The 21,295-nt window shown below is 69.7% G+C and carries 22 protein-coding genes; 19 read left to right on the top strand and 3 right to left on the bottom strand.

The genetic code is table 11. From position 1 onward, the window contains the following. Nucleotides 1-217: 217 nt before the first annotated feature. The 5 genes from ACFW3L_RS10745 to ccsB all read left to right on the top strand — a co-directional run bounded on the left by ACFW3L_RS10745 (nucleotide 218) and on the right by ccsB (nucleotide 4,916). Nucleotides 218-421: a helix-turn-helix domain-containing protein gene (locus tag ACFW3L_RS10745; protein WP_013155995.1), complete on the top strand. Its 204-nt coding sequence runs from the start codon at nucleotides 218-220 to the stop codon at nucleotides 419-421. Nucleotides 422-702: 281 nt separating this feature from the next. Continuing rightward, the gene (locus tag ACFW3L_RS10740; RefSeq protein WP_378738710.1) at nucleotides 703-1,461 is read left to right on the top strand and encodes a TlpA family protein disulfide reductase; all 759 of its coding nucleotides are present in this window, start codon (nucleotides 703-705) and stop codon (nucleotides 1,459-1,461) included. Next, nucleotides 1,461-2,288, top strand: coding sequence for a cytochrome c biogenesis CcdA family protein (locus tag ACFW3L_RS10735; RefSeq protein ID WP_378738708.1), 828 nt, complete (start codon nucleotides 1,461-1,463; stop codon nucleotides 2,286-2,288). The genes ACFW3L_RS10740 and ACFW3L_RS10735 overlap by 1 nt, the downstream gene beginning before the upstream one ends. A gap of 1 nt (nucleotide 2,289) precedes the next feature. Continuing rightward, nucleotides 2,290-3,927, top strand: a complete 1,638-nt coding sequence (locus ACFW3L_RS10730; RefSeq protein WP_378738706.1) for a cytochrome c biogenesis protein ResB — start codon at nucleotides 2,290-2,292, stop codon at nucleotides 3,925-3,927. Next, nucleotides 3,924-4,916 carry a c-type cytochrome biogenesis protein CcsB gene (gene ccsB / locus ACFW3L_RS10725; protein WP_378738703.1) on the top strand — a complete coding sequence of 331 codons (993 nt, stop codon included), beginning with the start codon at nucleotides 3,924-3,926 and terminating at the stop codon, nucleotides 4,914-4,916. The genes ACFW3L_RS10730 and ccsB overlap by 4 nt, the downstream gene beginning before the upstream one ends. Nucleotides 4,917-5,057: 141 nt before the next feature. Here ccsB and ACFW3L_RS10720 read toward each other — a convergent pair whose 3' ends face one another. Both ACFW3L_RS10720 and ACFW3L_RS10715 read right to left on the bottom strand, forming a co-directional pair. Next, nucleotides 5,058-5,414, bottom strand: coding sequence for a PLD nuclease N-terminal domain-containing protein (locus ACFW3L_RS10720; RefSeq protein WP_378738701.1), 357 nt, complete (start codon nucleotides 5,412-5,414; stop codon nucleotides 5,058-5,060). A gap of 113 nt (nucleotides 5,415-5,527) precedes the next feature. Beyond that, complete coding sequence (locus ACFW3L_RS10715) at nucleotides 5,528-5,728, bottom strand: BldC family transcriptional regulator (protein ID WP_026116196.1); 201 nt, start codon at nucleotides 5,726-5,728, stop codon at nucleotides 5,528-5,530. 407 nt (nucleotides 5,729-6,135) lie between these two features. On the opposite strand from ACFW3L_RS10715, the gene ACFW3L_RS10710 reads away from it, so the two are divergent. Next, nucleotides 6,136-6,453 (top strand): DUF4229 domain-containing protein, encoded by a 318-nt coding sequence (locus ACFW3L_RS10710; RefSeq protein ID WP_378738697.1) that lies wholly within the window; start codon nucleotides 6,136-6,138, stop codon nucleotides 6,451-6,453. Between the two features lie 78 nt (nucleotides 6,454-6,531). Here ACFW3L_RS10710 and ACFW3L_RS10705 read toward each other — a convergent pair whose 3' ends face one another. After that, nucleotides 6,532-7,800 (bottom strand): hypothetical protein, encoded by a 1,269-nt coding sequence (locus ACFW3L_RS10705; RefSeq protein WP_378738695.1) that lies wholly within the window; start codon nucleotides 7,798-7,800, stop codon nucleotides 6,532-6,534. A gap of 162 nt (nucleotides 7,801-7,962) precedes the next feature. Between ACFW3L_RS10705 and ACFW3L_RS10700 the strand changes: the two genes are divergently transcribed. The 13 genes from ACFW3L_RS10700 (at nucleotide 7,963) to nuoK (ending at nucleotide 21,286) form a co-directional block, all read left to right on the top strand. Then, a complete protein-coding gene (locus ACFW3L_RS10700) occupies nucleotides 7,963-8,673 on the top strand; it encodes a demethylmenaquinone methyltransferase (RefSeq protein WP_378738693.1) in 711 nt (236 codons plus the stop codon). A gap of 419 nt (nucleotides 8,674-9,092) precedes the next feature. Then, a complete protein-coding gene (locus ACFW3L_RS10695; protein ID WP_378738690.1) occupies nucleotides 9,093-10,397 on the top strand; it encodes a geranylgeranyl reductase family protein in 1,305 nt (434 codons plus the stop codon). Between the two features lie 157 nt (nucleotides 10,398-10,554). Then, complete coding sequence (locus ACFW3L_RS10690) at nucleotides 10,555-10,914, top strand: NADH-quinone oxidoreductase subunit A (protein ID WP_017543079.1); 360 nt, start codon at nucleotides 10,555-10,557, stop codon at nucleotides 10,912-10,914. Between the two features lie 64 nt (nucleotides 10,915-10,978). After that, entirely contained in the window at nucleotides 10,979-11,524 is a 546-nt protein-coding gene (locus ACFW3L_RS10685) for an NADH-quinone oxidoreductase subunit B family protein (RefSeq protein ID WP_017543078.1), read from the top strand. A gap of 1 nt (nucleotide 11,525) precedes the next feature. Further along, nucleotides 11,526-12,266 (top strand): NADH-quinone oxidoreductase subunit C, encoded by a 741-nt coding sequence (locus tag ACFW3L_RS10680; protein ID WP_352388089.1) that lies wholly within the window; start codon nucleotides 11,526-11,528, stop codon nucleotides 12,264-12,266. A 55-nt stretch (nucleotides 12,267-12,321) separates the two neighbouring features. Then, complete coding sequence (locus ACFW3L_RS10675; protein ID WP_378738684.1) at nucleotides 12,322-13,617, top strand: NADH-quinone oxidoreductase subunit D; 1,296 nt, start codon at nucleotides 12,322-12,324, stop codon at nucleotides 13,615-13,617. Further along, on the top strand, nucleotides 13,614-14,354 hold the full coding sequence (gene nuoE, locus ACFW3L_RS10670) for an NADH-quinone oxidoreductase subunit NuoE (protein ID WP_378738682.1): 741 nt from the start codon (nucleotides 13,614-13,616) through the stop codon (nucleotides 14,352-14,354). Before ACFW3L_RS10675 ends, nuoE begins: the two co-directional genes overlap by 4 nt. Continuing rightward, entirely contained in the window at nucleotides 14,351-15,673 is a 1,323-nt protein-coding gene (gene nuoF / locus ACFW3L_RS10665) for an NADH-quinone oxidoreductase subunit NuoF (protein ID WP_378738680.1), read from the top strand. The genes nuoE and nuoF overlap by 4 nt, the downstream gene beginning before the upstream one ends. Then, entirely contained in the window at nucleotides 15,670-18,129 is a 2,460-nt protein-coding gene (locus ACFW3L_RS10660) for an NADH-quinone oxidoreductase subunit G (RefSeq protein ID WP_378738677.1), read from the top strand. The genes nuoF and ACFW3L_RS10660 overlap by 4 nt, the downstream gene beginning before the upstream one ends. Continuing rightward, complete coding sequence (nuoH, locus tag ACFW3L_RS10655; protein ID WP_378738674.1) at nucleotides 18,126-19,499, top strand: NADH-quinone oxidoreductase subunit NuoH; 1,374 nt, start codon at nucleotides 18,126-18,128, stop codon at nucleotides 19,497-19,499. Before ACFW3L_RS10660 ends, nuoH begins: the two co-directional genes overlap by 4 nt. Continuing rightward, nucleotides 19,492-20,040, top strand: coding sequence for an NADH-quinone oxidoreductase subunit NuoI (gene nuoI / locus ACFW3L_RS10650; protein ID WP_378738672.1), 549 nt, complete (start codon nucleotides 19,492-19,494; stop codon nucleotides 20,038-20,040). Before nuoH ends, nuoI begins: the two co-directional genes overlap by 8 nt. Further along, entirely contained in the window at nucleotides 20,037-20,999 is a 963-nt protein-coding gene (locus ACFW3L_RS10645; RefSeq protein ID WP_378738669.1) for an NADH-quinone oxidoreductase subunit J, read from the top strand. The genes nuoI and ACFW3L_RS10645 overlap by 4 nt, the downstream gene beginning before the upstream one ends. Continuing rightward, nucleotides 20,987-21,286, top strand: coding sequence for an NADH-quinone oxidoreductase subunit NuoK (gene nuoK, locus ACFW3L_RS10640; RefSeq protein ID WP_017543069.1), 300 nt, complete (start codon nucleotides 20,987-20,989; stop codon nucleotides 21,284-21,286). Before ACFW3L_RS10645 ends, nuoK begins: the two co-directional genes overlap by 13 nt. Nucleotides 21,287-21,295 lie beyond the last annotated feature (9 nt).

Below are 21,295 nucleotides of genomic sequence, written 5' to 3'. Positions count from 1 at the left end.
CCGTGGTCACCGCGCAACCACGAAGACCGCACGAACGACCTTCCGTAGAGGGGAACTCGGCTCTACTCTGAAAACGGACGTGTCAGTAGTGACAGCATGACACGCTGGCGTGTCGGTGGGGCGGGGACTGTTTCGCCGGAGTCCCCCGAGCACCGTGAGGCACGCCAGGGCTGAACGGTAGACAAATGCTCACGTCCGGGAATGAGGGCGTCGGAAGATGAACGGGAGCAAACCGCCTCTCGAAGAGGTCAGGTTCCTGACCGTGGCGGAGGTCGCCACGATCATGCGTGTGTCCAAGATGACCGTTTACCGAATGGTGCACTCGGGAGTTCTCCCCGCGATTCGTGTGGGGCGTTCCTACCGGGTCCCCGAACGAGCCGTGCACGACTACCTCCGCGAGGCTTTCGTCGAGGCTGGCTGACGAACCAGGCCGGACCCGGGAGCGGGGCCCTCTGACCCAGCGCCCGATCCGCCGCCACTCAGGGGCGATGTTCCCCAGCATCGCCCCTGACGTGTGCCGTACCCCCCCAACCGGTGCCGCCTCCCGGCACCCGCGCCGTACCTCCCACCGGGCGCCCGAGCGGGCCGGACCAGGAGGACGCTCCCTTGTGTCGGGTCGGCCGAGCGGGCCCCAGGGTATCTACTACACTTTGTCGTTGTTGTAGTCCGCCCTGATCACACCCGGTTCGCGAGGTCCCCTCGATGCCCAGTACCAGCACAGGTACGCGACGCCGTCGTGCCGTGCCGTTCCTTTCGGCCGCCGCGGTGACGGCTGTCCTCGTCCTGTCCGGCTGCGCCGGTGGCACGGAGATCGAGACGGGGGGTGAGGAGGACCGGTTCATCTCGGGAGACGGCAGCGCGACGGAGTTCGAGCCCGGTGAGCGCGCCGCGGCCCCGGAGGTGACGGGGACGACGTTCGAGGGCGACGAGCTGTCGCTGTCGGAGTACGAGGGCCGGATCCTGGTCGTCAACGTGTGGGCGAGCTGGTGCGGGCCCTGCCGCGCCGAGCAGCCGGTCCTGGACGAGGTGCACGCCGAGTACGGGGACCTGGGCGTGGACTTCCTGGGTGTGAACATCAAGGACGACGAGACGGCCGCGGCGGCCTACACCGCGAACAAGGGTGTGGAGTACCCGAGCCTGTACGACCAGCCGGGGGAGATCCCGCAGGCCTTCCGTGAGACCGTGCCGCCCCGGGCGATCCCCAGCACCCTGGTGATCGACCCCGACGGGAACATCGCGGCGCGGGTGATCGGTCCGACCACCTACGGGCAGCTGACGGGGCTGCTGGATCCGGTCGTGGTGGAGTTCGACCTCGGTGACCCCGAGGAACGCGTCCGGATCTCGGAGCTGGAGGGCTACGGCGAGGGCGCCGAGAGCACCGACGACGCCGAGCCCGGCGACGAGGCGGAGGCCTCCGAGGAAGCGGCCGACGAGGACGCTCCGGGCGGGGACGGCGACTGATGGACGCGATCGGCACCACCGTCATGACCGGCTCCCTCCTCCTGGCCGCACCGCTGGCCCTGCTCGCCGGCCTCGTCTCCTTCCTCTCCCCGTGCGTGCTCCCCCTGGTTCCCGGCTACCTGTCGTACGTCTCCGGGATGAGCGGCTCCCACGTGCGGGAACGCCAGGCGACCACCTCCGACGCCGCGGGCGGTGACGGAGCGACCGCCACCAGCACGATCGCCGACGTGGACGCCGAGCTGGCTCAGCGCCGCTGGACGATGGTCACCGGAAGCGTGCTGTTCATCGCCGGGTTCAGCCTGGTGTTCGTCGCCGTGGGCGGGTTCATCGGCTGGCTCGGTGACCTCCTCATGGACTACACCGATCCGATCACCCGCGTGCTCGGCGCGCTCACGATCCTCCTCGGCCTGGCCTTCATGGGCGTGCTGCCCGGGCTGGGCCGCGAGTTCCGCTTCCACCGCCTGCCCCGCGCCGGGCTCGCGGGGGCGCCGCTGCTCGGCGTCCTGTTCGGCCTGGGCTGGACCCCCTGCATCGGCCCGACCCTGGCTGCCGTCCAGACGCTGGCCTTCATCGAGGGCGGCGCCGGTCGCGGCATGCTCCTCTCCCTGATCTACTGCGTCGGTCTGGGGCTCCCCTTCATCGTGGCGTCGCTGCTCTACCGACGTGCGCTGAACGCCTTCGGCTGGCTCAAGCGCCACACCCGCACGGTCACCGTGGTCGGCGGTGTCATGCTCGTCCTGGTCGGCCTGGCGATGGTGACGGGTCTGTGGACCCAGATGACCATCGCCATGCAGGGCTGGGCCGCCAACTTCCAGACGGTGATCTGACGTGAGTACGCGTACGACCGAGAACGCAGACGGCGCCGAACAGGCGAGGACGCCCGATCCGGCGGCCGGTCCGGGCCCGAAGGGTCTGGGCCCGGCCGGGTGGGGCCGGTGGGTGTGGCGCACGCTCACCTCGATGCGCACGGCCCTGATCCTGCTGTTCATGCTGGCGCTGGGGGCGATCCCGGGGTCGATCCTGCCGCAGAACGTGGTGAGCGTGGACGAGGTCGCCACCTACGTGCGGGAGAACCCCGAGCTGTCGGTGTGGCTGGACCGCTTCCACCTCTTCGACGTGTTCTCCTCACCCTGGTACGCGGCGATCTACCTGCTGCTGTTCGTGTCCCTGGCGGGGTGTGTGATCCCGCGTGCGCTGGTGCATGCCCGGGCGGTGCGGGCCCGGCCGGTGGCCACCCCGCGCAACCTGGGCCGGATGCCCTACGTGGCGCGGTTCGGCACCGGGGCCTCACCCGAGACGGTGCTGGAGCGGTCCCGCTCGGTTCTGAAGGGGTACCGGGTCGAGCGGTACGGCGACTCGGTCTCGGCAGAGACGGGGTACCTGCGGGAGGTGGGCAACGTCCTGTTCCACTTCTCCCTGCTGGCGCTGCTGCTGGCCCTGGCGGCGGGATCGTTCTTCGGTTACCGGGGCAACATGCTGCTGGTGGAGGGGGACGGGTTCGCGAACACGCTGCCCTCCTACGACGCCATCTACCCCGGGCACTGGACCGACACCGACGCCTTCGAGCCGTTCACGATCCACCTGGACAGCTTCGAGGCGTCCTTCATCGACGACGGGGACCTGCGTGGCCAGGCCGAGTCCTACGTGGCGGAGCTGAGCTACAAGGAGTCGCCCGAGTCGGAGGAGGAGCAGCACACCCTGGAGGTCAACCACCCGTTGAGCGTGGACGGGGTGCAGGTGTACCTGCTGGGCCACGGGTACGCGCCGCAGTTCGAGGTGCGCAACGCCGACGGCGACCTGGTCTTCGACCAGGCGGTGCCGTTCCTGCACCGCGAGACCATGACCTACACCTCGGACGGTGTGGTGAAGGTGCCCGACACCGGTGGCGAGGAGCTGGGCTTCGTCGGGGTGTTCCTGCCCACGGCGGCCGAGGACTCCGAGGGCGAGCTGGTCTCGACCTTCCCCGGGGCGGAGAACCCGATGGTGACCCTGGAGGCCTACCAGGGCGACATGGGGATGGTCGACCCGCAGTCGGTCTACCAGCTCCGGACCGAGGGGATGGAGTCGCTGGGTGAGTCACCCGTCATGGCGGTGGGCGACACCTGGGAGCTGCCCGACGAGGCCGGTTCGATCACCTTCACCGGCTACAAGGAGTACGCCACGCTCCAGAGCAACCGGGACGGTGCCCGCCTCCCGGCCCTGGGCGCGGCCACGGCGGCCGTGGCGGGCCTGCTGCTGACCCTGTTCGTGCGTCCCCGCCGAGTGTGGGTGCGCGCGACCAGGGGCGAGGACGGCACCACCCGCGTGGAGCTGGCCGGGCTCGGCAAGACCGAGGTCGCCGGTGACAACGCCGAGTTCCACGAGATCACCAAACGACTTGCCGGACGACTCAGGAGCGAGTCCGACGACAACCCCCACACGACATCCGACCCGCGAGAGTCGACGACAAGAGGGAGTGACCGGTGACGTACACACTCGCCGGACCGGTGGACGAGACGATGGCGTCGGCCAGTGACACGTTGATCATCGCGATGATCGTGACGTACGCGGCCGCGCTGTTCCTCTTCGCCATCGAGGCCGCCTACGGACGACGCACCAGGCTCAGGGCGGGACGCCTCATGCCCGTGGGCGCGGGCTCCGTCGAGGGCGCCGACGACGACATCGAGGTCAGCGTCCGCACGGACGAGGGCGAGGCGCAGGCCTCGCAGAGCGTGCTCGGCCGGATCGCGCTGGGCGTGACGGCGCTGGGCTTCGTGTTCGGCCTCGCCCAGATCATCACCCGGGGGCTGGCGGCGGGACGCTGGCCCTGGGGCAACATGTTCGAGTTCGTCGTGGCGATGTGCCTGGTGGCCGTCGGCGCGCTGCTCTACGCCTCCTGGCGGTACCAGGCCCGCTTCCTCGGCGCGTTCGTGCTGGTCCCCGTCCTGCTCCTGCTGGGCATCGGGGTGCGGTGGCTCTATGTGGACCCGGGCCCGCTCATCCCGGCACTCCAGTCCTACTGGGTGCCGATCCACGTCTCCGCCGTGATCATCGCGGGTGGCGCGTTCATGGTGTCCGGCGCCGCGGGCATCACCTACCTGGTCGCGCACCGGGCCGAGGCCAGGCGGGCCCTGGGGGAGAAGGTGGTCGGGATCGCCGGGCGCCTGCCCAGCCCGGAGCTGCTCGACCGTATCTCGCACCGGTTCATCCTCTTCGCGTTCCCGCTGTGGACGTTCGGTGTCATCGCCGGCTCGGTCTGGGCCGACGAGGCCTGGGGCCGGTTCTGGGGATGGGACCCCAAGGAGGTGTGGTCCTTCATCTCCTGGGTGATCTACGCGGCCTACCTGCACGCCCGGGCGACCGGTGGCTGGCGCGGACCCAAGGCGACCTGGATCAACGTGATCGGCTTCCTCACCGTCATGTTCAACTTCTTCGCCGTGAACTACATGTTCAGCGGGCTCCACTCCTACGCCTGACCCGGTCCGGGCGAGCCCCGGACGCGGACGAAGGCACGGAGACGACGGTGGGGCCGTACCCGTTCGGGTACGGCCCCTTCACGTGTTCCGGGTGTCGCGGCCGCCGCGCGCGGTGAAGCGTGTGCCAGCGCCTGCGGAGACTCAGTCCTCCGGGTCGATCCGACGGTTGAGGTCCCTGAGGAACTCCGGATCGTCGTCCGGGCCGAGTGGGTGCGGGCTGTCCGAGGGCTTGGCGAAGTCTGACGGGTCAAGGTCGTCCACGGACCTGGCGGCCTCCTTGGGGGAGGGCGCGTCGCCCAGGACGGAGACGGGCTTGGGCGGACGACCGAGGAAGAGCCACAGGATGGATCCCACGGGCATGAACAGCGCGATGACGACCAGCCACAGGACCTTCGGGAGGTTCCGGACCTCCTGCGCAGGGGTGGTCAACGCGTCGAAGAACGCGTACACCCATAGAACGATCGACACGAGCGTGATCAGGCCACCGAGCCACACCATGCTTCCAGCCTACTCATGCTGTCGACCCCTCCCGGCCGGGGACACCGGCCCGGGTTGGGGGAAGACCGCTCGGGTCGTCGGGTCCGGGACCGTCGGGGGCGTGCCGGACTTCTTCAGGTGGTGCTCTCGCTCGGTTCGCCGAGCAGGAGGGCGCGTACCTCTGACTCCCGGAAACGGCGGTGGCCGCCGGGGGTCCGAATGCTGCTGATGCGCCCGGAGGCGGCCCAGCGAGTCACGGTCTTGGGATCAACCCGGAAGAGTGAGGCCACTTCCCCGGGGGTCAACAGGCGTTCGCTTGCTCGTTCCACCTTCACATTCCCCCAATCGTGCCCGCCTGGACTGAGGGGGCGGCGGGCGTTTGATCCCCTAGTGTGCACGAGTTGGTCCGTTTCCTCCCTAGTTTTCGGAGAAATTGCGGCGTTCGGGGGAGAAGCGGGGGATATGTGATCGGAACGTGATGTTCAGACCCGGCTGTCGGGATTGGAAACATCCCATGACTATCTGAATCCGGCGCTGACCACCGCCCGGCCTGCGACGGGACACACCCCGCCCTGGTGCGCACCGGCGAAGGCACCCCCTTAACCTGGAGGTGAGGCTGCCTGATCCGGGACACCGCCCCTTCGACCACGGTCGCATGACTCGGCCGTCCACGCACGTGATCCGCGTGGATGGATGCGCTGCCCAATCTAGTCCAGGTAAACGTCTGTTGTGAGGCTTTTTGATGCGTAGCTGGCTGACCTATACCGCCGCCCGTCTGGCGCTGTTCGCGGGCGCCTTCGGCGTCGTCTACCTGTTCGGCGCGCGTTCCTGGATCGCGCTGGTTCTCGCGTGGGTGATCAGCGGTCTCGCCTCGTACGTCCTCCTTTCCAAGTGGCGCGACCAGATGTCCGCGTCGGTCGACCAGTGGTCGAGGAAGCGCCAGGAGCAGGACAAGGCCGTGGGGGACCGCCTCCAGGGCGGCGCGGCCCGGGAGGACGAGATCCAGGACGAGATCCTGCGCGCCCAGGAGGCCCAGGAGGCGGAGAACACCCCGAAGTGACCGACGGGGCGGTGCTCCGAACACTCGGACACCACCCCGTCGGTGCTTCTCGTCGGGCGCTCACCCGACGTCGGACCCTCACACGGTCGGGAACATCCCCAGCCGCGCGTGGTACTCGTCCGCGAGCCGGTCGGTGTCGCTGCCGACGTAGAGGCCGTCGGACGTCGCGTGCAGGGCCTCCACGCCGTAGCCCCGGGAGCGGCCCGGGTTCCAGGACAGCGCCCGGCCCGTCGTGGGGCTCACCGCGGCGATGCCCTCGCGGGCGACCGAACCCGGCCCCGGGTTCTGGGCGCCCTTCTCGTTGTCCATCCAGCGCTGGTGGCCGCCCACGTAGACGGCGGACGAGGTGACCTCGACCGAGTACAGGGTGTCCCCGCCGGTCATGTTGGACCAGGTGGCCTCGGAGCCCGCCGTGTCCGTGTTCTCGAACCGTGCCACGGTCTTGCACAGGCCGGGCTTCACCTCGGGGCCGCCGCCCGTCACCACGGCGAAGTAGGAGCCGTCCGGCGCGAAGTCCATCTGCCGCATGTAGGTGTGGAGGCCCTCGTAGTCGCACTCCGCCTCGTATTCCGAGGTCGACCAGGTGGTGGGTGAGCCGGTCGCGGTGTCGATCATGGCGATCTGGTACCGGTCCAGGCCGTCGACCTTGGTGAACGTCCCGTTCACCGCGAGCCTGCGGCCGTCCGGGCTCAGGGCCAGCTCCTGCACGCGCAGGACGCCCCGCCGCTGCTCGGAGATGGTCGGGGTGAAGTCCGCGTCCACCTCGCCGGTCGCGGCGTCGAGCCGCGCGAGCCCGGTGCGCTTCTCCCCGCTCACCCCGGTGAAGTTGCCGCCGACGTAGAGGTCGCGACCGTCCCCGGCGAGCCGGTACACGCTCCCGTCGTCCAGCGACGCGCGGAACCCGGAGACGTTGCGGCCGGTCGTGGCGTCGACGCGGGCGATCCCCCGGCTGGCCGAGCCGTTGACGCTCTGGAACTGGCCGCCGATGACCAGCGAACCGCCCGGGCCCTCGGTCACCGAGTTGACGGTGCCGTCCACCCGCGGCGCGAAGGCGGGCAGGAGCTCACCGGTGCCGTGCCGGAAGGCGAAGAGGTTGCGCCGGTTGTACGTCCTGCCCCCGTCGGCGTCGGACACGCGCTCGAACTGTCCGGCCACCACGACGGTGTCGCCGATCCGGAGGATGTCCTTGACCTTCCCGTCCAGGACGTGCGGCGTCCACTGGACGGGCTGTTCGCTGACCACGCCCTCATGGGGCGCGGCCAGGGCGGGCGCGGCGGTCGCGGCCCCGAGAGGGAACAGGAGCAGGGAACTCATCGTCAGGGCGACGAACGATCGGGCCGGATTCACGGGACTCCTCGGGCGCGCGAAGGATGGTTTCGGTCCCCACATCATTGCACAAAGTGGGGGTCTGATTACGGCAAGTAACTGGACCTTCGCCTGGTCAGGGCCGTGGGAGGCGCCCGCCCCACCCCGTCCGCTCCGCTGTCCGGCCACCCTTAGGCTGGTGCCATGACCCGCGCGAAGCTCGACAAGAAGCCCCAGGACGTCGCCGCGATGTTCGACGGCATCGCAGAGAACTACGACCTCGTCAACGACGTCATCTCGCTCGGCCAGGACCGCGTCTGGCGACGCGCCGTGGTCGACGCGGTCGACGCCCACAGCGGCGAACTGGTGCTGGACCTCGCCGCGGGCACCGGCACCTCCTCGGAATCCTTCATCAAGAAGGGCGCGCGCGTGATCGCCTGCGACTTCTCGCTGGGGATGCTCCAGAACGGTGCCCGGCGCAGGGGCGGGGCCTCGCGCGGCGGGGTGACCTTCGTGGCCGGCGACGCGCTCTCGCTGCCCTTCGCCGACGAGACCTTCGACGCGGTGACGATCTCCTTCGGCCTGCGCAACGTCGCGGACGTGGACCAGGCGCTGCGGGAGCTGCGCCGGGTGACCAGGGTCGGCGGGCGGCTGGTCATCTGCGAGTTCAGCCACATCCCGGTCGAGTTCGCGGACAAGCTGTACTCGACCTACCTGATGGCGGCGCTGCCGAGGATCGCCGGGGCGTTCTCCGGGCGCAGTGAGGCCTACGACTACCTCTCGGAGTCGATCATGGCCTGGCCGGACCAGGCCGAGCTCTCGACGTACCTCCAGGGCGCCGGGTGGTCGCGGGTCGCGTGGCGCAACCTGACGTTGGGCACGGTGGCCCTGCACCGTGGCTTCCGGGAGAAGTAAAAACAGACATAGCGCCCATGAGGCGAAAGTCTTCTCTTCTAACTAAAAAGCACGCAAACCCCAAGGAAAGTTCTGTGCCTTGGGGTTTTTTCTGTGACTCGTGGGTCACTTGTTGTTGATCGGGTATCACTAGCTGCGCATTTGACTGTTTGTGACTGCTTTGGTGGGTGTGTGGAGGCTTGTGGGTTCTATATCCGATTTTCTGAACAATGCCCCCCGGGGGTCGCCTCCTGGCGCGTGAGGGTCTAGACTGCGGAAAAGTGGCTTGTGAAGTGCTTCACAAGGCCACGAGGCTTATGACACAAGACCCATGTCGGACATGTCGGAAGTCCCCCAACGTCCCCAAGCACCCCCCGTGAGCGGGTCGAACCCGCACTGACCCGCCACGGTGTACCGCGCGAGTAGTCGAGGACACATCCGTGAGCGAGACAGCCACCTCCTCTCCCAGAGGCCGGGAACGGATCGAGTACGACGCCGACGTCATCGTCGTCGGCGCTGGCCCTTCTGGCTCCACCACCGCCTACTACCTGGCCCAGGCCGGGCTAGACGTCCTGCTCCTGGAGAAGACCGCCTTCCCCAGGGAGAAGGTCTGCGGCGACGGACTCACCCCGAGGGCGGTGAAACAGCTCACCGCCATGGGGATCACCTTCGAGGACGAGGGGTGGATCAGGAACCACGGCCTGCGCATCGTCGGCGCGGGCGTGCGCCTGGAACTGCCCTGGCCCGACCTCGCCGCGTACCCGGGTTTCGGCCTCGTGCGCACACGCTTCGACTTCGACCAGATCCTGGTCAACCGGGCGGTCTCCGCCGGGGCCAAGCTCCTGGAGCGCACGAACGTCACCGGCCCGCTGATGGACGAGCGCAGCAACCGCATCGTCGGAGTGCACGCGAAGAACGCCGACCGCGAACCCGTGACCTTCCGGGCACCGCTGGTCGTGGCCGCCGACGGCAACTCCTCCCGGCTCTCCGTCGCCATGGGCATCCGCAAGCGCGACGACCGGCCCCTGGGCGTGGCCGTGCGCACCTACTTCGAGAGCCCCCGCCACGAGGACGACTACCTGGAGTCGTGGCTGGAGCTGTGGGACCGCAGCGGCGACAAGGACGTCCTCCTGCCCGGCTACGGGTGGGTGTTCGGTGTCGGTGACGGCACCAGCAACGTGGGCCTCGGCATCCTCAACTCCACCACCGCCTTCCAGGACGTGGACTACCGCAAGCTCCTGCGCCGGTGGACCGAGTCCATGCCGGAGGAGTGGGGCTTCACCGAGGAGAACCAGAAGGGCAAGATCCTCGGCGCGGCGCTGCCGATGGGCTTCAACCGGGTCCCGCACTACGCGCGCGGCCTGCTGCTGGTCGGTGACGCGGGCGGCATGGTCAACCCGTTCAACGGCGAGGGCATCGCCTACGCCATGGAGGCCGGGCAGATCGCCGCCGACGTGATCGTGCAGGCGCACGGCCGTCCCACCCAGCAGACGCGCGAACGGGCCCTGCTGCGGTACCCGGAGGTCCTCGCGGACACCTACGGCGGCTACTACACGCTGGGCCGCTACTTCGTGAAGGTCATCGGCCAGCCCGAGTTCATGAAGTACGCGACCAAGTACGGACTGCGTCAGCGCACGCTCATGAAGTTCGTGCTGAAGATGCTCGCCAACCTCACCGAACCGAGCAAGGGCGACGCCATGGACCGGGTCATCAACGGCCTGTCCAAGATGGCGCCCGCCGCCTAGAGGGCGACGGCGCGATCGTACGGCCGGGCCGTCGGTGATCCGCGGTCCGGCCCCACCACCCAGACATTTCGGGAAGAGCCGAGAGAAGCACGTGAAAACGTTCACAAGTCAGCCGGTCGCGCGCTCCGACCAGCCATTCAGCGGAGGAGGGTGAGCCGTGGAGCTGTACACACCGATATTCGTGCTCGGTGGGATCGGCGCCGCGTTCGTCGTCCTGTCGATGGTCGCCGGTGCGGTCATGGGACCCAAGCGGTACAACCGGGCCAAGATGCAGGCGTACGAGTGCGGGATCGAACCCACCCCGCAGCCCGCGGGCGGTGGCCGTTTCACCGTCAAGTACTACATGACGGCGATGATGTTCATCGTCTTCGACATCGAGATCATCTTCCTCATCCCGTGGGCCGTGCACTTCGACGCCCTCGGCTGGTTCGGCGTCATCGCGATCATCCTCTTCCTGGTGAACGTCTCCATCGCCTACGCCTACGAGTGGCGTCGCGGAGGCCTCGAATGGGACTGATCCCCCTGATTCCACAGACCCCCGACCAGACCCAGCCGCCCACCCCCGAGGAGGTCCGCAGCTGATGGGTATCGAAGAGAAACTGCCGGCCGGAGTCGCGCTCACCACGGTCGAACAGGTCGTCGGCCTGGCCCGCAAGTCGTCCATGTGGCCCGCCACGTTCGGTCTGGCCTGTTGCGCCATCGAGATGATGGCGGTCGGCGGGCCCCACTACGACCTCGCCCGGTTCGGCATGGAGAAGTTCGGCGCCACCCCGCGTCAGGCCGACCTCATGGTCGTGGCCGGACGGGTCAGCCAGAAGATGGCCCCGGTCCTGCGCCAGATCTACGACCAGATGCCCGAACCCAAGTGGGTCATCGCGATGGGCGTCTGCGCCTCCAGTGGCGGCATGTTCAACAACTACGCGATCGTCCAGGGCGTGGACCACATCGTTCCCGTCGACATCTACCTGCCGGGCTGCCCGCCCAGGCCGGAGATGTTCCTGGACGCCGTGCTCAAGCTCCACGACAAGGTGCAGAACACCAAGCTCGGTGCCCACCGCGAGCAGGAGATCACCGAGACCGAGGAGCGCCTGCTCCGCCGTTCGCTGCCCCTGGTGACCAAGGACTGACATGAGCAACGAGAACGAGCGCGACGAGGCGGCGGAGAACCTCCCCGACCAGCTCGGGCGCGAGCGCTTGGCCGCACCGGTCAGGCGCACCGGCATGTTCGGCGCCCGGACCTCCGGTGACACCTCCGGCTTCGGCGGCCTCCTGGTGCGGGGGAGCGCTCCCGTCCGGAGCGAGCGTCCCTTCACCGACCCCGACGACCCGCGCACCGCGGACTTCGACCGGGTCGCGGACGACCTGGAGACGGCCCTCACGGCGATCGGCCGCGAGGCCGAGGTCGAGCGCGTGGAGGTCGACCGGGGCGAGATCACCTTCCACGTGCGCCGCGAGGCCCTGCTGGAACTGGTCCGCGTCCTGCGCGACGACCCCGCGCTCCGCTACGAGCTGTGCACGGGCGTGGTCGGGGTCCACTACCTGGAGGACATCGGCCGCGAACTGCACGCCGTCTACCACTTCAGGTCGATCACGCACAACAGCGAGATCCGCGTCGAGACCACCTGCCCCGACGCCGACCCCCGCATCCCCTCGATCGTGTCGGCCTACCCGACCAACGACTGGCACGAGCGCGAGGCCTGGGACTTCTTCGGGATCGTCTTCGACGGGCACCCGGCGCTGACCCGCATCCAGATGCCCGACGACTGGCACGGCCACCCCCAGCGCAAGGACTACCCGCTGGGCGGCATCCCGGTCGAGTACCGGGGCGCCACGGTGCCCCCGCCGGACGAGCGGCGGTCCTACACGTGATCCGCGCGGCCACCACACCAGCCACACGAAGGCCCCTCCGGAAGGGAGGCACGGCATGACCGTCACCGAGGACTACATCGACGCCTCCGGTGGGGACTGGGACGACGTCATCGAGAAGGCCCAGGGCACCAGCGCCGAACGCCTGGTCGTCAACATGGGACCCCAGCACCCGTCCACCCACGGCGTGCTCCGGCTGATCCTCACTCTCGACGGCGAGACCTGTACCGAGGCCCGCGTGGCCATCGGCTACCTGCACACCGGCATCGAGAAGAACATGGAGTACCGGACGTGGACGCAGGGCACCACGTTCGTGACCCGCATGGACTACCTCACGCCGCTCTTCAACGAGACGGCGTACTGCCTGGCGGTCGAGAAGCTGCTCGACATCACTGACCGGGTGCCCGAGCGCGCCAGCGTCATCCGCGTTCTGCTCATGGAGCTCAACCGGATGGCCTCGCACTTCGTGGCCATGGCGACGTTCGGCATGGAGCTGGGCGCCACCACGGTGATGACCAACGGCTTCCGCGAGCGCGAGATGATCCTGGACATCTTCGAGCTCGTCACGGGCCTGAGGATGAACCACGCCTACGTCCGGCCCGGCGGGGTGGCGCAGGACCTGCCGCCCGGCGCCGTGGGCAAGGTCCGGGAGCTGCTCAAGGAGATGCCCAAGCGCATCCAGACCATGCGCAAGCTCCTGGACGAGAACCCCGTCTACCTGGCCCGGACCAAGGACGTCGCGTACCTGAACCTGCCCGGGTGCATGGCGCTCGGCGTCACCGGCCCGCTGGTGCGCGCCTCGGGCCTGGCCTGGGACCTGCGCAAGGCCAAGCCGTACTGCGGCTACGAGGACTACGAGTTCGACGTCCCGGTCTCCGACGGCGGCGACGTGTACGCCCGCTACCGGGTGCGCATCGCCGAGATGGAGGAGAGCCTCAGGATTATCGAGCAGTGCCTGGACAAGCTCCAGCCCGGCCCGGTGATGATCGAGGACGCCAAGATCGGCTGGCCCGCCAAGCTGGCGCTCGGCCCGGACGGCATGGGCAACTCCCCGGACCACATCGCGCACATCATGAGCGGCTCGATGGAGGCGCTGATCCACCACTTCAAGCTGGTCACCGAGGGCTTCCGGGTCCCCGCGGGCCAGGCCTACGCGGCGGTGGAGAGCGCCAAGGGCGAGCTCGGCTGCTACGCGGTCAGCGACGGGGGCACCCGCCCCTACCGCGTGCACTTCCGCGACCCCTCGTTCACCCACCTCCAGGCCGTCGCCGCCATGTGCGAGGGCGGGACGGTGGCGGACGTCATCGCGGCCGTGGCCAGTATCGACCCGGTGATGGGAGGCGTGGACCGGTGAGCGAGTCCAACGAGAACAACCCCGTGGAGATCCCCGAGGTCTTCACCGACGAGGTCGTGGCGCGCCTGGAACAGGACGCCAAGGAGATCGTCAGCCGTTACCCGAAGCCGCGTTCGGCGCTGCTCCCTCTGCTGCACCTGGTGCAGTCGGAGGAGGGGCACGTCAGCGCGGAGGGCATGCGGTTCTGCGCCGACCAGCTCGGCATCACGCTGGCCGAGGTCAAGGCGGTCGCCACGTTCTACACGATGTACCGCCGCGACCCCGGCGGCGACTACCAGGTGGGCGTGTGCACCAACACCCTGTGCGCGGTGATGGGCGGAGACGAGATCTTCTCCGCCCTCAAGGAGCACCTGGACCTCGCCAACGGGGAGACCACCGGCGACGGGAAGGTCACGCTGGAGCACGTCGAGTGCAACGCGGCCTGTGACTTCGCGCCGGTCGTGATGGTCAACTGGGAGTTCTTCGACAACCAGACCCCGGCCACCGCCAAGCAGCTGGTGGACGACCTGCGTCTGGGCGCGGACGTCGCGCCCACGCGCGGCCCCGCCAGCCTGTGCACCTGGAAGCAGGCCTCGCGCGTGCTGGCCGGGTTCGACGACGGTCGCGCGGGCGAGGGCGTCCAGGCGGCCGGTCCCTCGCTGGCCGGGCTCCGGATCGCGGACCGCAACGGCTGGACCGCGCCGGACCCGAACAACCTCCCGACCCGTCCCGACCAGGGTGAGGAGGGCGCCAAGTGACCACCCTGACCCCGATCCTGTCCAGGAACTGGGACCGTCCCGACTCCTTCACGATCGACGGCTACCGGGCCACCGGCGGCTACGAGGCGCTGCGCAGGGCGCTGACCATGGACCCCGACTCCATCGTGGACCTGGTCAAGCAGTCCGGCCTGCGCGGCCGTGGCGGCGCGGGCTTCCCCACCGGGATGAAGTGGGGGTTCCTGCCCAAGGACAACCCCAACCCGCGCTACCTCGTCGTCAACGCCGACGAGTCCGAGCCGGGCACCTGCAAGGACATCCCGCTCATGCTCGCCAACCCCCACGTGCTGGTGGAGGGTGTGGCGATCGCCGCGTACGCGATCAGGTCCCAGCAGGCCTTCATCTACGTGCGCGGCGAGGTCGTCCACGTCGTCCGCCGCCTCCGCCAGGCGGTGGCCGACGCCTACGAGGCCGGGCTGCTCGGCAAGGACGTCCTCGGCAGCGGCTTCGACCTCGACGTCGTCGTGCACTCCGGGGCGGGCGCCTACATCTGCGGCGAGGAGACCGCCCTCCTGGACTCCCTGGAGGGCTACCGGGGCCAGCCCCGGCTCAAGCCGCCGTTCCCCGCCGTGGCCGGGCTCTACGCCTCGCCCACCGTGGTGAACAACGTCGAGTCCATCGCCAGCGTCCCCGGGATCGTCGCCAACGGCGCCGAGTGGTTCACGTCCATGGGCACCGAGAAGTCCGCCGGGTTCGGCTTCTTCTCCCTGTCCGGGCACGTCACCAACCCCGGCCAGTACGAGGCGCCGCTCGGGATCACCCTGCGCGAGCTCCTGGACATGGCGGGCGGGATCCGCGAGGGGCACCGGCTCAAGTTCTGGACCCCGGGCGGCTCCTCCACGCCCATCTTCACCGAGGAGCACCTGGACACCCCGCTCGACTTCGAGTCGGTGGGCGCCGCCGGGTCCATGCTCGGCACCCGCGCCCTCCAGATCTTCGACGAGACCACCTGCGTGGTCCGCGCCGTCGGCCGGTGGATCGCCTTCTACGCCCACGAGTCCTGCGGCAAGTGCACGCCCTGCCGCGAGGGCAACTTCTGGATGGTCCAGGTCCTGGACCGTCTGGAGCGCGGCGAGGGCACCGAGGCCGACATCGACAAGCTCCTCCAGATCTGCGACAACCTGCTCGGCCGCTCCTTCTGCGCGCTGGGCGACGGTGCCACCAGCCCCGTCATGTCGTCGATCAAGCACTTCCGCCAGGAGTACGTCGACCACTTCGAGAAGGGCGGCTGCCCCTTCGACCACTCCAGGTCCACCCTCTGGGCGGACCGGCCGACCACGGAAGAGGGAGGGAACCGGTGACCGTCACCTCCAACACCTCGGGCGGGTCCTCGCCCGCCCCGCCCCCGGAGGACCTGATCACCGTCACCATCGACGGTTTCCAGATCCGCGTCCCCAAGGGCACCCTGCTGATCCGGGCCGCCGAGCTGCTCGGCATCCAGATCCCCCGGTTCTGCGACCACCCGCTGCTCGACCCGGTGGGGGCCTGCCGCCAGTGCCTGGTGGAGATCCCCGACATGGGCAACGGGCGCGGGATGCCCAAGCCGCAGGCCTCCTGCACCATCACCGTCATGGAGGGGATGGTGGTCAACACCCACCTCACCTCCGAGGTGGCGGAGCGGGCGCAGCGCGGGATCATGGAGTTCCTCCTGATCAACCACCCGCTGGACTGCCCGGTCTGCGACAAGGGCGGCGAGTGCCCCCTCCAGAACCAGGCCATGTCCACGGGTCAGGGGGAGACCGAGTTCGTCGACGTCAAGCGGACCTTCCCCAAGCCGATCGCGCTCTCCACCGGGGTGCTGCTGGACCGTGAACGCTGTATCCAGTGCGCCCGCTGCACCCGCTTCGCGGCGCAGATCGCGGGCGACCCGCTCATCGAGCTGATGGAGCGGGGTGCCCAGGAGCAGGTCGGCGTCGCCGAGGGGGAGGCTTTCGACTCCTACTTCTCCGGCAACACCGTGCAGATCTGCCCGGTGGGCGCGCTCACCGGATCGGCCTACCGGTTCCGGTCGCGCCCCTTCGACCTGGTCTCCACCCCGAGCGTGTGCGAGCACTGCGCGGGCGGCTGCGCCCAGCGCACCGACCACCGCCGGGGCAAGGTCACCCGCCGTCTGGCCGGGGACGACCCGCAGGTCAACGAGGAGTGGAACTGCGACAAGGGCCGGTGGGCGTTCACCTACGCCACCCGGTCCGACCGCCTCTCCCGCCCCCTGGTCCGCGACGAGGAGTCCCGGGCCCTGGAGTTCGCCTCCTGGCCCGAGGCGATCAGCCTCGCCGCCCAGGGTCTGGGCGCGGCTCGGGGCAGGGTGGGCGTGCTGGTCGGCGGACGCCTGACCTACGAGGACGCCTACGCCTACGCCAAGTTCGCCCGCGTGGCACTGGGCACCAACGACGTGGACGCCCGCGCCCGCGAGCACTCCGCCGAGGAGGCCGACTTCCTGGCGGCCCACGTGGCGGGGACCCCGGTGGACGTCGACTTCACCGCGCTGGAGAAGGCGCCCGCCGTCCTGCTGGCCGGGTTCGAGCCCGAGGACGAGTCGCCCTCCACGTTCCTGCGTCTGCGCAAGGGATCGCGCAAGCGGGGCCTGAAGGTCTACTCGATCGCCTCGCACGCCAGCCTGGGCCTCACCAAGACCTCGGGCACCCTGGTCCGGACCGTCCCCGGCGACGAGGCCCGCGCCCTCAACGCCCTGGACTCCGAACACCCCGAGGTGGTCGAGGCGATCGGCCAGGAGGGCGCCGTCATCCTGGTCGGGGAACGGCTCGCCGCCGTCCCCGGAGCCCTCACCGCCGCCGCCGCGCTGGCCAGGCGCACGGGGGCCCGGCTTGCCTGGGTGCCGCGCCGTGCCGGTGAGCGGGGCGCGATCGACGCCGGGGCGCTGCCGGGTCTGCTGCCCGGCGGACGCCCGGTCTCCGACGACTCGGCCCGCGCCGAGGTGGCCCGCGCCTGGAACGTCGGGTCGCTGCCGGAGACCCCCGGCCGCGACACCGACGCGATCATCGCGGCGGCCGCCGCAGGTGAGCTGGACGCCCTGGTCGTCGCCGGGGTCGAGCTGGACGACCTGCCCGACCCGGACGCCGCACGCGAGGCCCTGGCGAGGGTGCCGTTCGTGCTCAGCCTCGAACTGCGCGCCAGCGACGTCACGGACCGCGCCGACGTGGTGCTGCCCGTGGCCGCCGTCGCGGAGAAGTCCGGCACCTTCGTCAACTGGGAGGGCCGCCACCGGCCCTTCGGTGACGCGCTCAAGGTGCCCGGGGCCCTCTCCGACCTGCGGGTGCTGTCCGCGATCGCCAACGCGATGGACGTCCACCTGGGTCTGCCGGACGCCGCCGGCGCCTACGACGAGCTCCTGGAGCTGGGCGTGTGGGTGGGGGACCGGCCCGCCGGACCCTCCGTCCGACCGGCCGAGCCCGTCTCACCCGCCCCGGGGCAGGCCCTGCTGTCCACGTGGCGGCAGCTCCTGGGGACCGGCCGGATGGAGGACGGCGAGCCCTACCTCGCCGGTACCGCCCGCCAGCCGCGCGCCTACCTGTCCAAGGCCACGGCCGACGAGGTCGGGGTCCCCGACGGCGGATCCCTCCGCGTCACGGGGGAGCGGGGTTCGGTGACCGTCCCCGTGGTCGTCACCGACATCGCGGACCGGGTCGTCTGGCTTCCGGCCAACGCCCACGGCTGCGACATCCGCCGTGACCTGGGCGGCACCGCCGGGCAGACGGTCATCCTGGCCGCGCCCACCACCAACGGGAGGCAGCAGTGACCCCCGCCGCTCTCGATCCGCGCGCGGCCGTACTGGCCTCGGAGAGCACCCTGAGCGCCTTCGGGAACGACCCGTGGTGGATCACCACCATCAAGGCGCTCGCGATCTTCGTCTTCCTGATGATCTGCGTGCTCATGATGATCATGGCCGACCGCAAGGTCATGGGCCGGATGCAGCAGCGCCACGGACCCAACCGGATGGGCCCCTTCGGCCTCCTCCAGTCCCTGTTCGACGGCATCAAGCTCTCCCTCAAGGAGGACCTGATCCCGCGAGGGGTGGACCGGTTCGTGTACATCGCGGCGCCGATGATCGCCGCGATCCCCGCGTTCCTCGCCTTCTCGGTCATCCCGATCGGGCCCGAGGTGAACCTGTTCGGGGTCATGACCCCGCTCCAGCTCACCGACCTGCCGATCGCCGCGCTGCTGGTCCTGGCCACCGCCGCGCTCGGCGTCTACGGGTTCGTGCTCGGCGGCTGGGCCTCCCAGTCGCCGTACGCCCTGCTCGGCGGCCTGCGCGCCTCCGCGCAGGTGATCAGCTACGAGATCGCGATGGGCCTGTCGTTCGTCGCGGTCTTCATCATGGCGGGCACGCTCACCACCTCCGGCATCGTCGCGGCCCAGGAGAACCTGTGGTTCGCGGTGCTGCTCCTGCCCTCCTTCCTCATCTACATCGTCACCATGGTCGGTGAGACCAACCGTCTCCCGTTCGACCTGGCGGAGGGCGAGGGCGAGATCGTCGGCGGCTTCATGACCGAGTACGGGTCCATGAAGTTCACGATGTTCTTCCTCGCGGAGTACGTGAACATGTGCACCGTCGCGGCCGTGTCCGTGACGCTCTTCCTCGGCGGCTGGTACGCCCCGCCCGGGGTCACCGCGATCCTGCCCGGCGCCAACGAGGGCTGGTGGCCCGCCCTGTGGTGGCTGCTCAAGTTCGTCGCCGTCATGTTCCTGTTCATCTGGGCCCGCGGCAGCCTCCCGCGCGTCCGGTACGACCAGCTCATGAAGCTCGGCTGGAAGGTCCTCATCCCGATCCAGCTCGTGTGGATCACCGGCGTGGCCGTCGTCCGCATGCTCGTCATCGACGACGCGCACCCGCTGGTGATCGCCGCCGTGGTCGCGGGCTTCACCGTCGCCACCGTCGCGGCCATCGCCGCCTGGGTCCGCTTCGTGCGCCGCGAGCGCGCGGAGGAGGCCCGCCAGCGCGCCGAGAACGCGCGCCGCGCCCACAAGGAACCCTCCTTCGGCGGGTTCCCGGTGCCCCCGAGCACCGCCGCCCACTACGGCAGCAGCGTGCTCGCCGAACCGTCGCGGACGGCCACGGCCGCCACCGCCGAACGCAACCAGAAGAAGGGGGAGGTTACCGGTGCTTGAGTGGCTCAACCCCGTCAAGGGTTTCGGTGTCACCTTCCACACGATGTTCAAGAAGGTGCCCACCGTCGAGTACCCGGAGGTCAAGCGCCCCACGGCGCCGCGCTTCCACGGACGGCACCAGCTGAACCGGTGGGCCGACGGCCTGGAGAAGTGCATCGGGTGCGAACTGTGCGCCTGGGCCTGCCCGGCCGACGCCATCTACGTGGAGGCGGGAGACAACACCGAGGACGACCGGTACTCGCCCGGTGAGCGGTACGGGCGCGTCTACCAGATCAACTACCTGCGGTGCATCCTGTGCGGTCTGTGCGTGGAGGCCTGCCCGACACGGGCCCTCACCATGACCAACGAGTACGAGCTGGCCGACGACAACAGGCAGAGCCTGATCTGGACCAAGGAGCAGCTGCTGGCCCCGCTGCGCGAGGGCATGGAGCAGCCGCCCCACCCGATGCGCCTCGGTGACACCGACCACGACTACTACGCCACCGGGCGCGGTGAGCACGGGACCCAGGACCGGCCGGAGAACACGGGGGCGGTCCGTTGAACCCGCTCACCCCCGACACCCCCGCGCAGCACCTCGCCGCGTCGGCGCCCATCGGCTCCGGTGAGGCCACGGTCTTCTGGGTCCTGGGCACGATCGTCGTGCTCGGGGCACTCGGCGTGGTCTTCTCCCGCAAGGCCGTGCACTCGGCCATGTCGATGGCGCTGGCCATGGTCGGCCTGGCGATCTTCTACGGCATCAACGAGGCCCCGTTCCTCATGGTCGTGCAGATCGTCGTCTACACCGGCGCCGTGCTGATGCTGTTCCTGTTCGTCCTGATGCTCGTGGGCGTCAGCTCCGCCGACTCCCTCGTGGAGACCCTGCGCGGACAGCGGCTCATGACCGCGATCGTGGCGATCTGCTTCGTCGGCGCCCTGACCACCGGGATCACCCGGATCGTCGTGGGCGACCCGGCCGGGATCGCGGCCGCCGCCACCCCGGTCGGCGGCACCATCCCGTGGATCGCCAGCGAACTCCTGCTGCGCTACGTGGTGGCCTTCGAGGCCACCGCCGCGCTGCTCGTCACCTCGGTGCTCGGCGCCATGGTGCTCGCGCACACCGCCCGCACGGGCAGGCGCCGCACCCAGCGGGAGATCTCCGAGGACCGCATCAGGGGCGACCACCCCACCCCGCTGCCCGGACCCGGCACCTACGCCCGGCACAACGCGATCGACATGCCCGCGCTGCTGCCCGACGGCACGGTCTCGAAGCTCTCGCTCAACCCGGTCCTGGCCGCGCGTGACCCCGAGTACCAGTCGGGTGTCCCGATGGACGTCCGGTCCGGGCGGGACGCGCTCCCCGGCGGGGGGTCCGACTCGGCCGACTCCAAGGAGGGCGGGATCACCGCCGACCAGGACGAGGACCCCGCCGACCACGGTGAGGACGGCTCGGCCGCCGCCACCGACGGCGAAGAGAACGGCAACGGCAACGGACAGGAGGTCGAGTCCTCGTGGACCCGATGAACTACATCGTCCTCGCGGCGCTTCTGTTCACCATCGGCGCGGTCGGCGTCCTCGTCCGACGCAACGCGATCATCGTCTTCATGTGCGTGGAGCTCATGCTCAACGCCTGCAACCTGGCGTTCGTCGCGTTCGCCCGGATGCACGGGGACATCGAGGGGCAGGTCGTCGCCTTCTTCGTGATGGTCGTGGCCGCCGCCGAGGTGGTCGTGGGCCTCGCGATCATCATGCAGATCTTCCGAACCCGCAGGTCGGCGTCGCTCGATGACGCGAACCTGCTCAAGCACTAGAAGGCGACG

Origin of the sequence: Nocardiopsis sp. NPDC058789 (assembly GCF_042745575.1) — a bacterium.
In the GTDB taxonomy this organism is placed as follows: domain Bacteria; phylum Actinomycetota; class Actinomycetes; order Streptosporangiales; family Streptosporangiaceae; genus Nocardiopsis; species Nocardiopsis eucommiae.
Note: the sequence above shows the minus strand (reverse complement) of the source record. Positions and strands in the feature narration are given on the sequence as shown.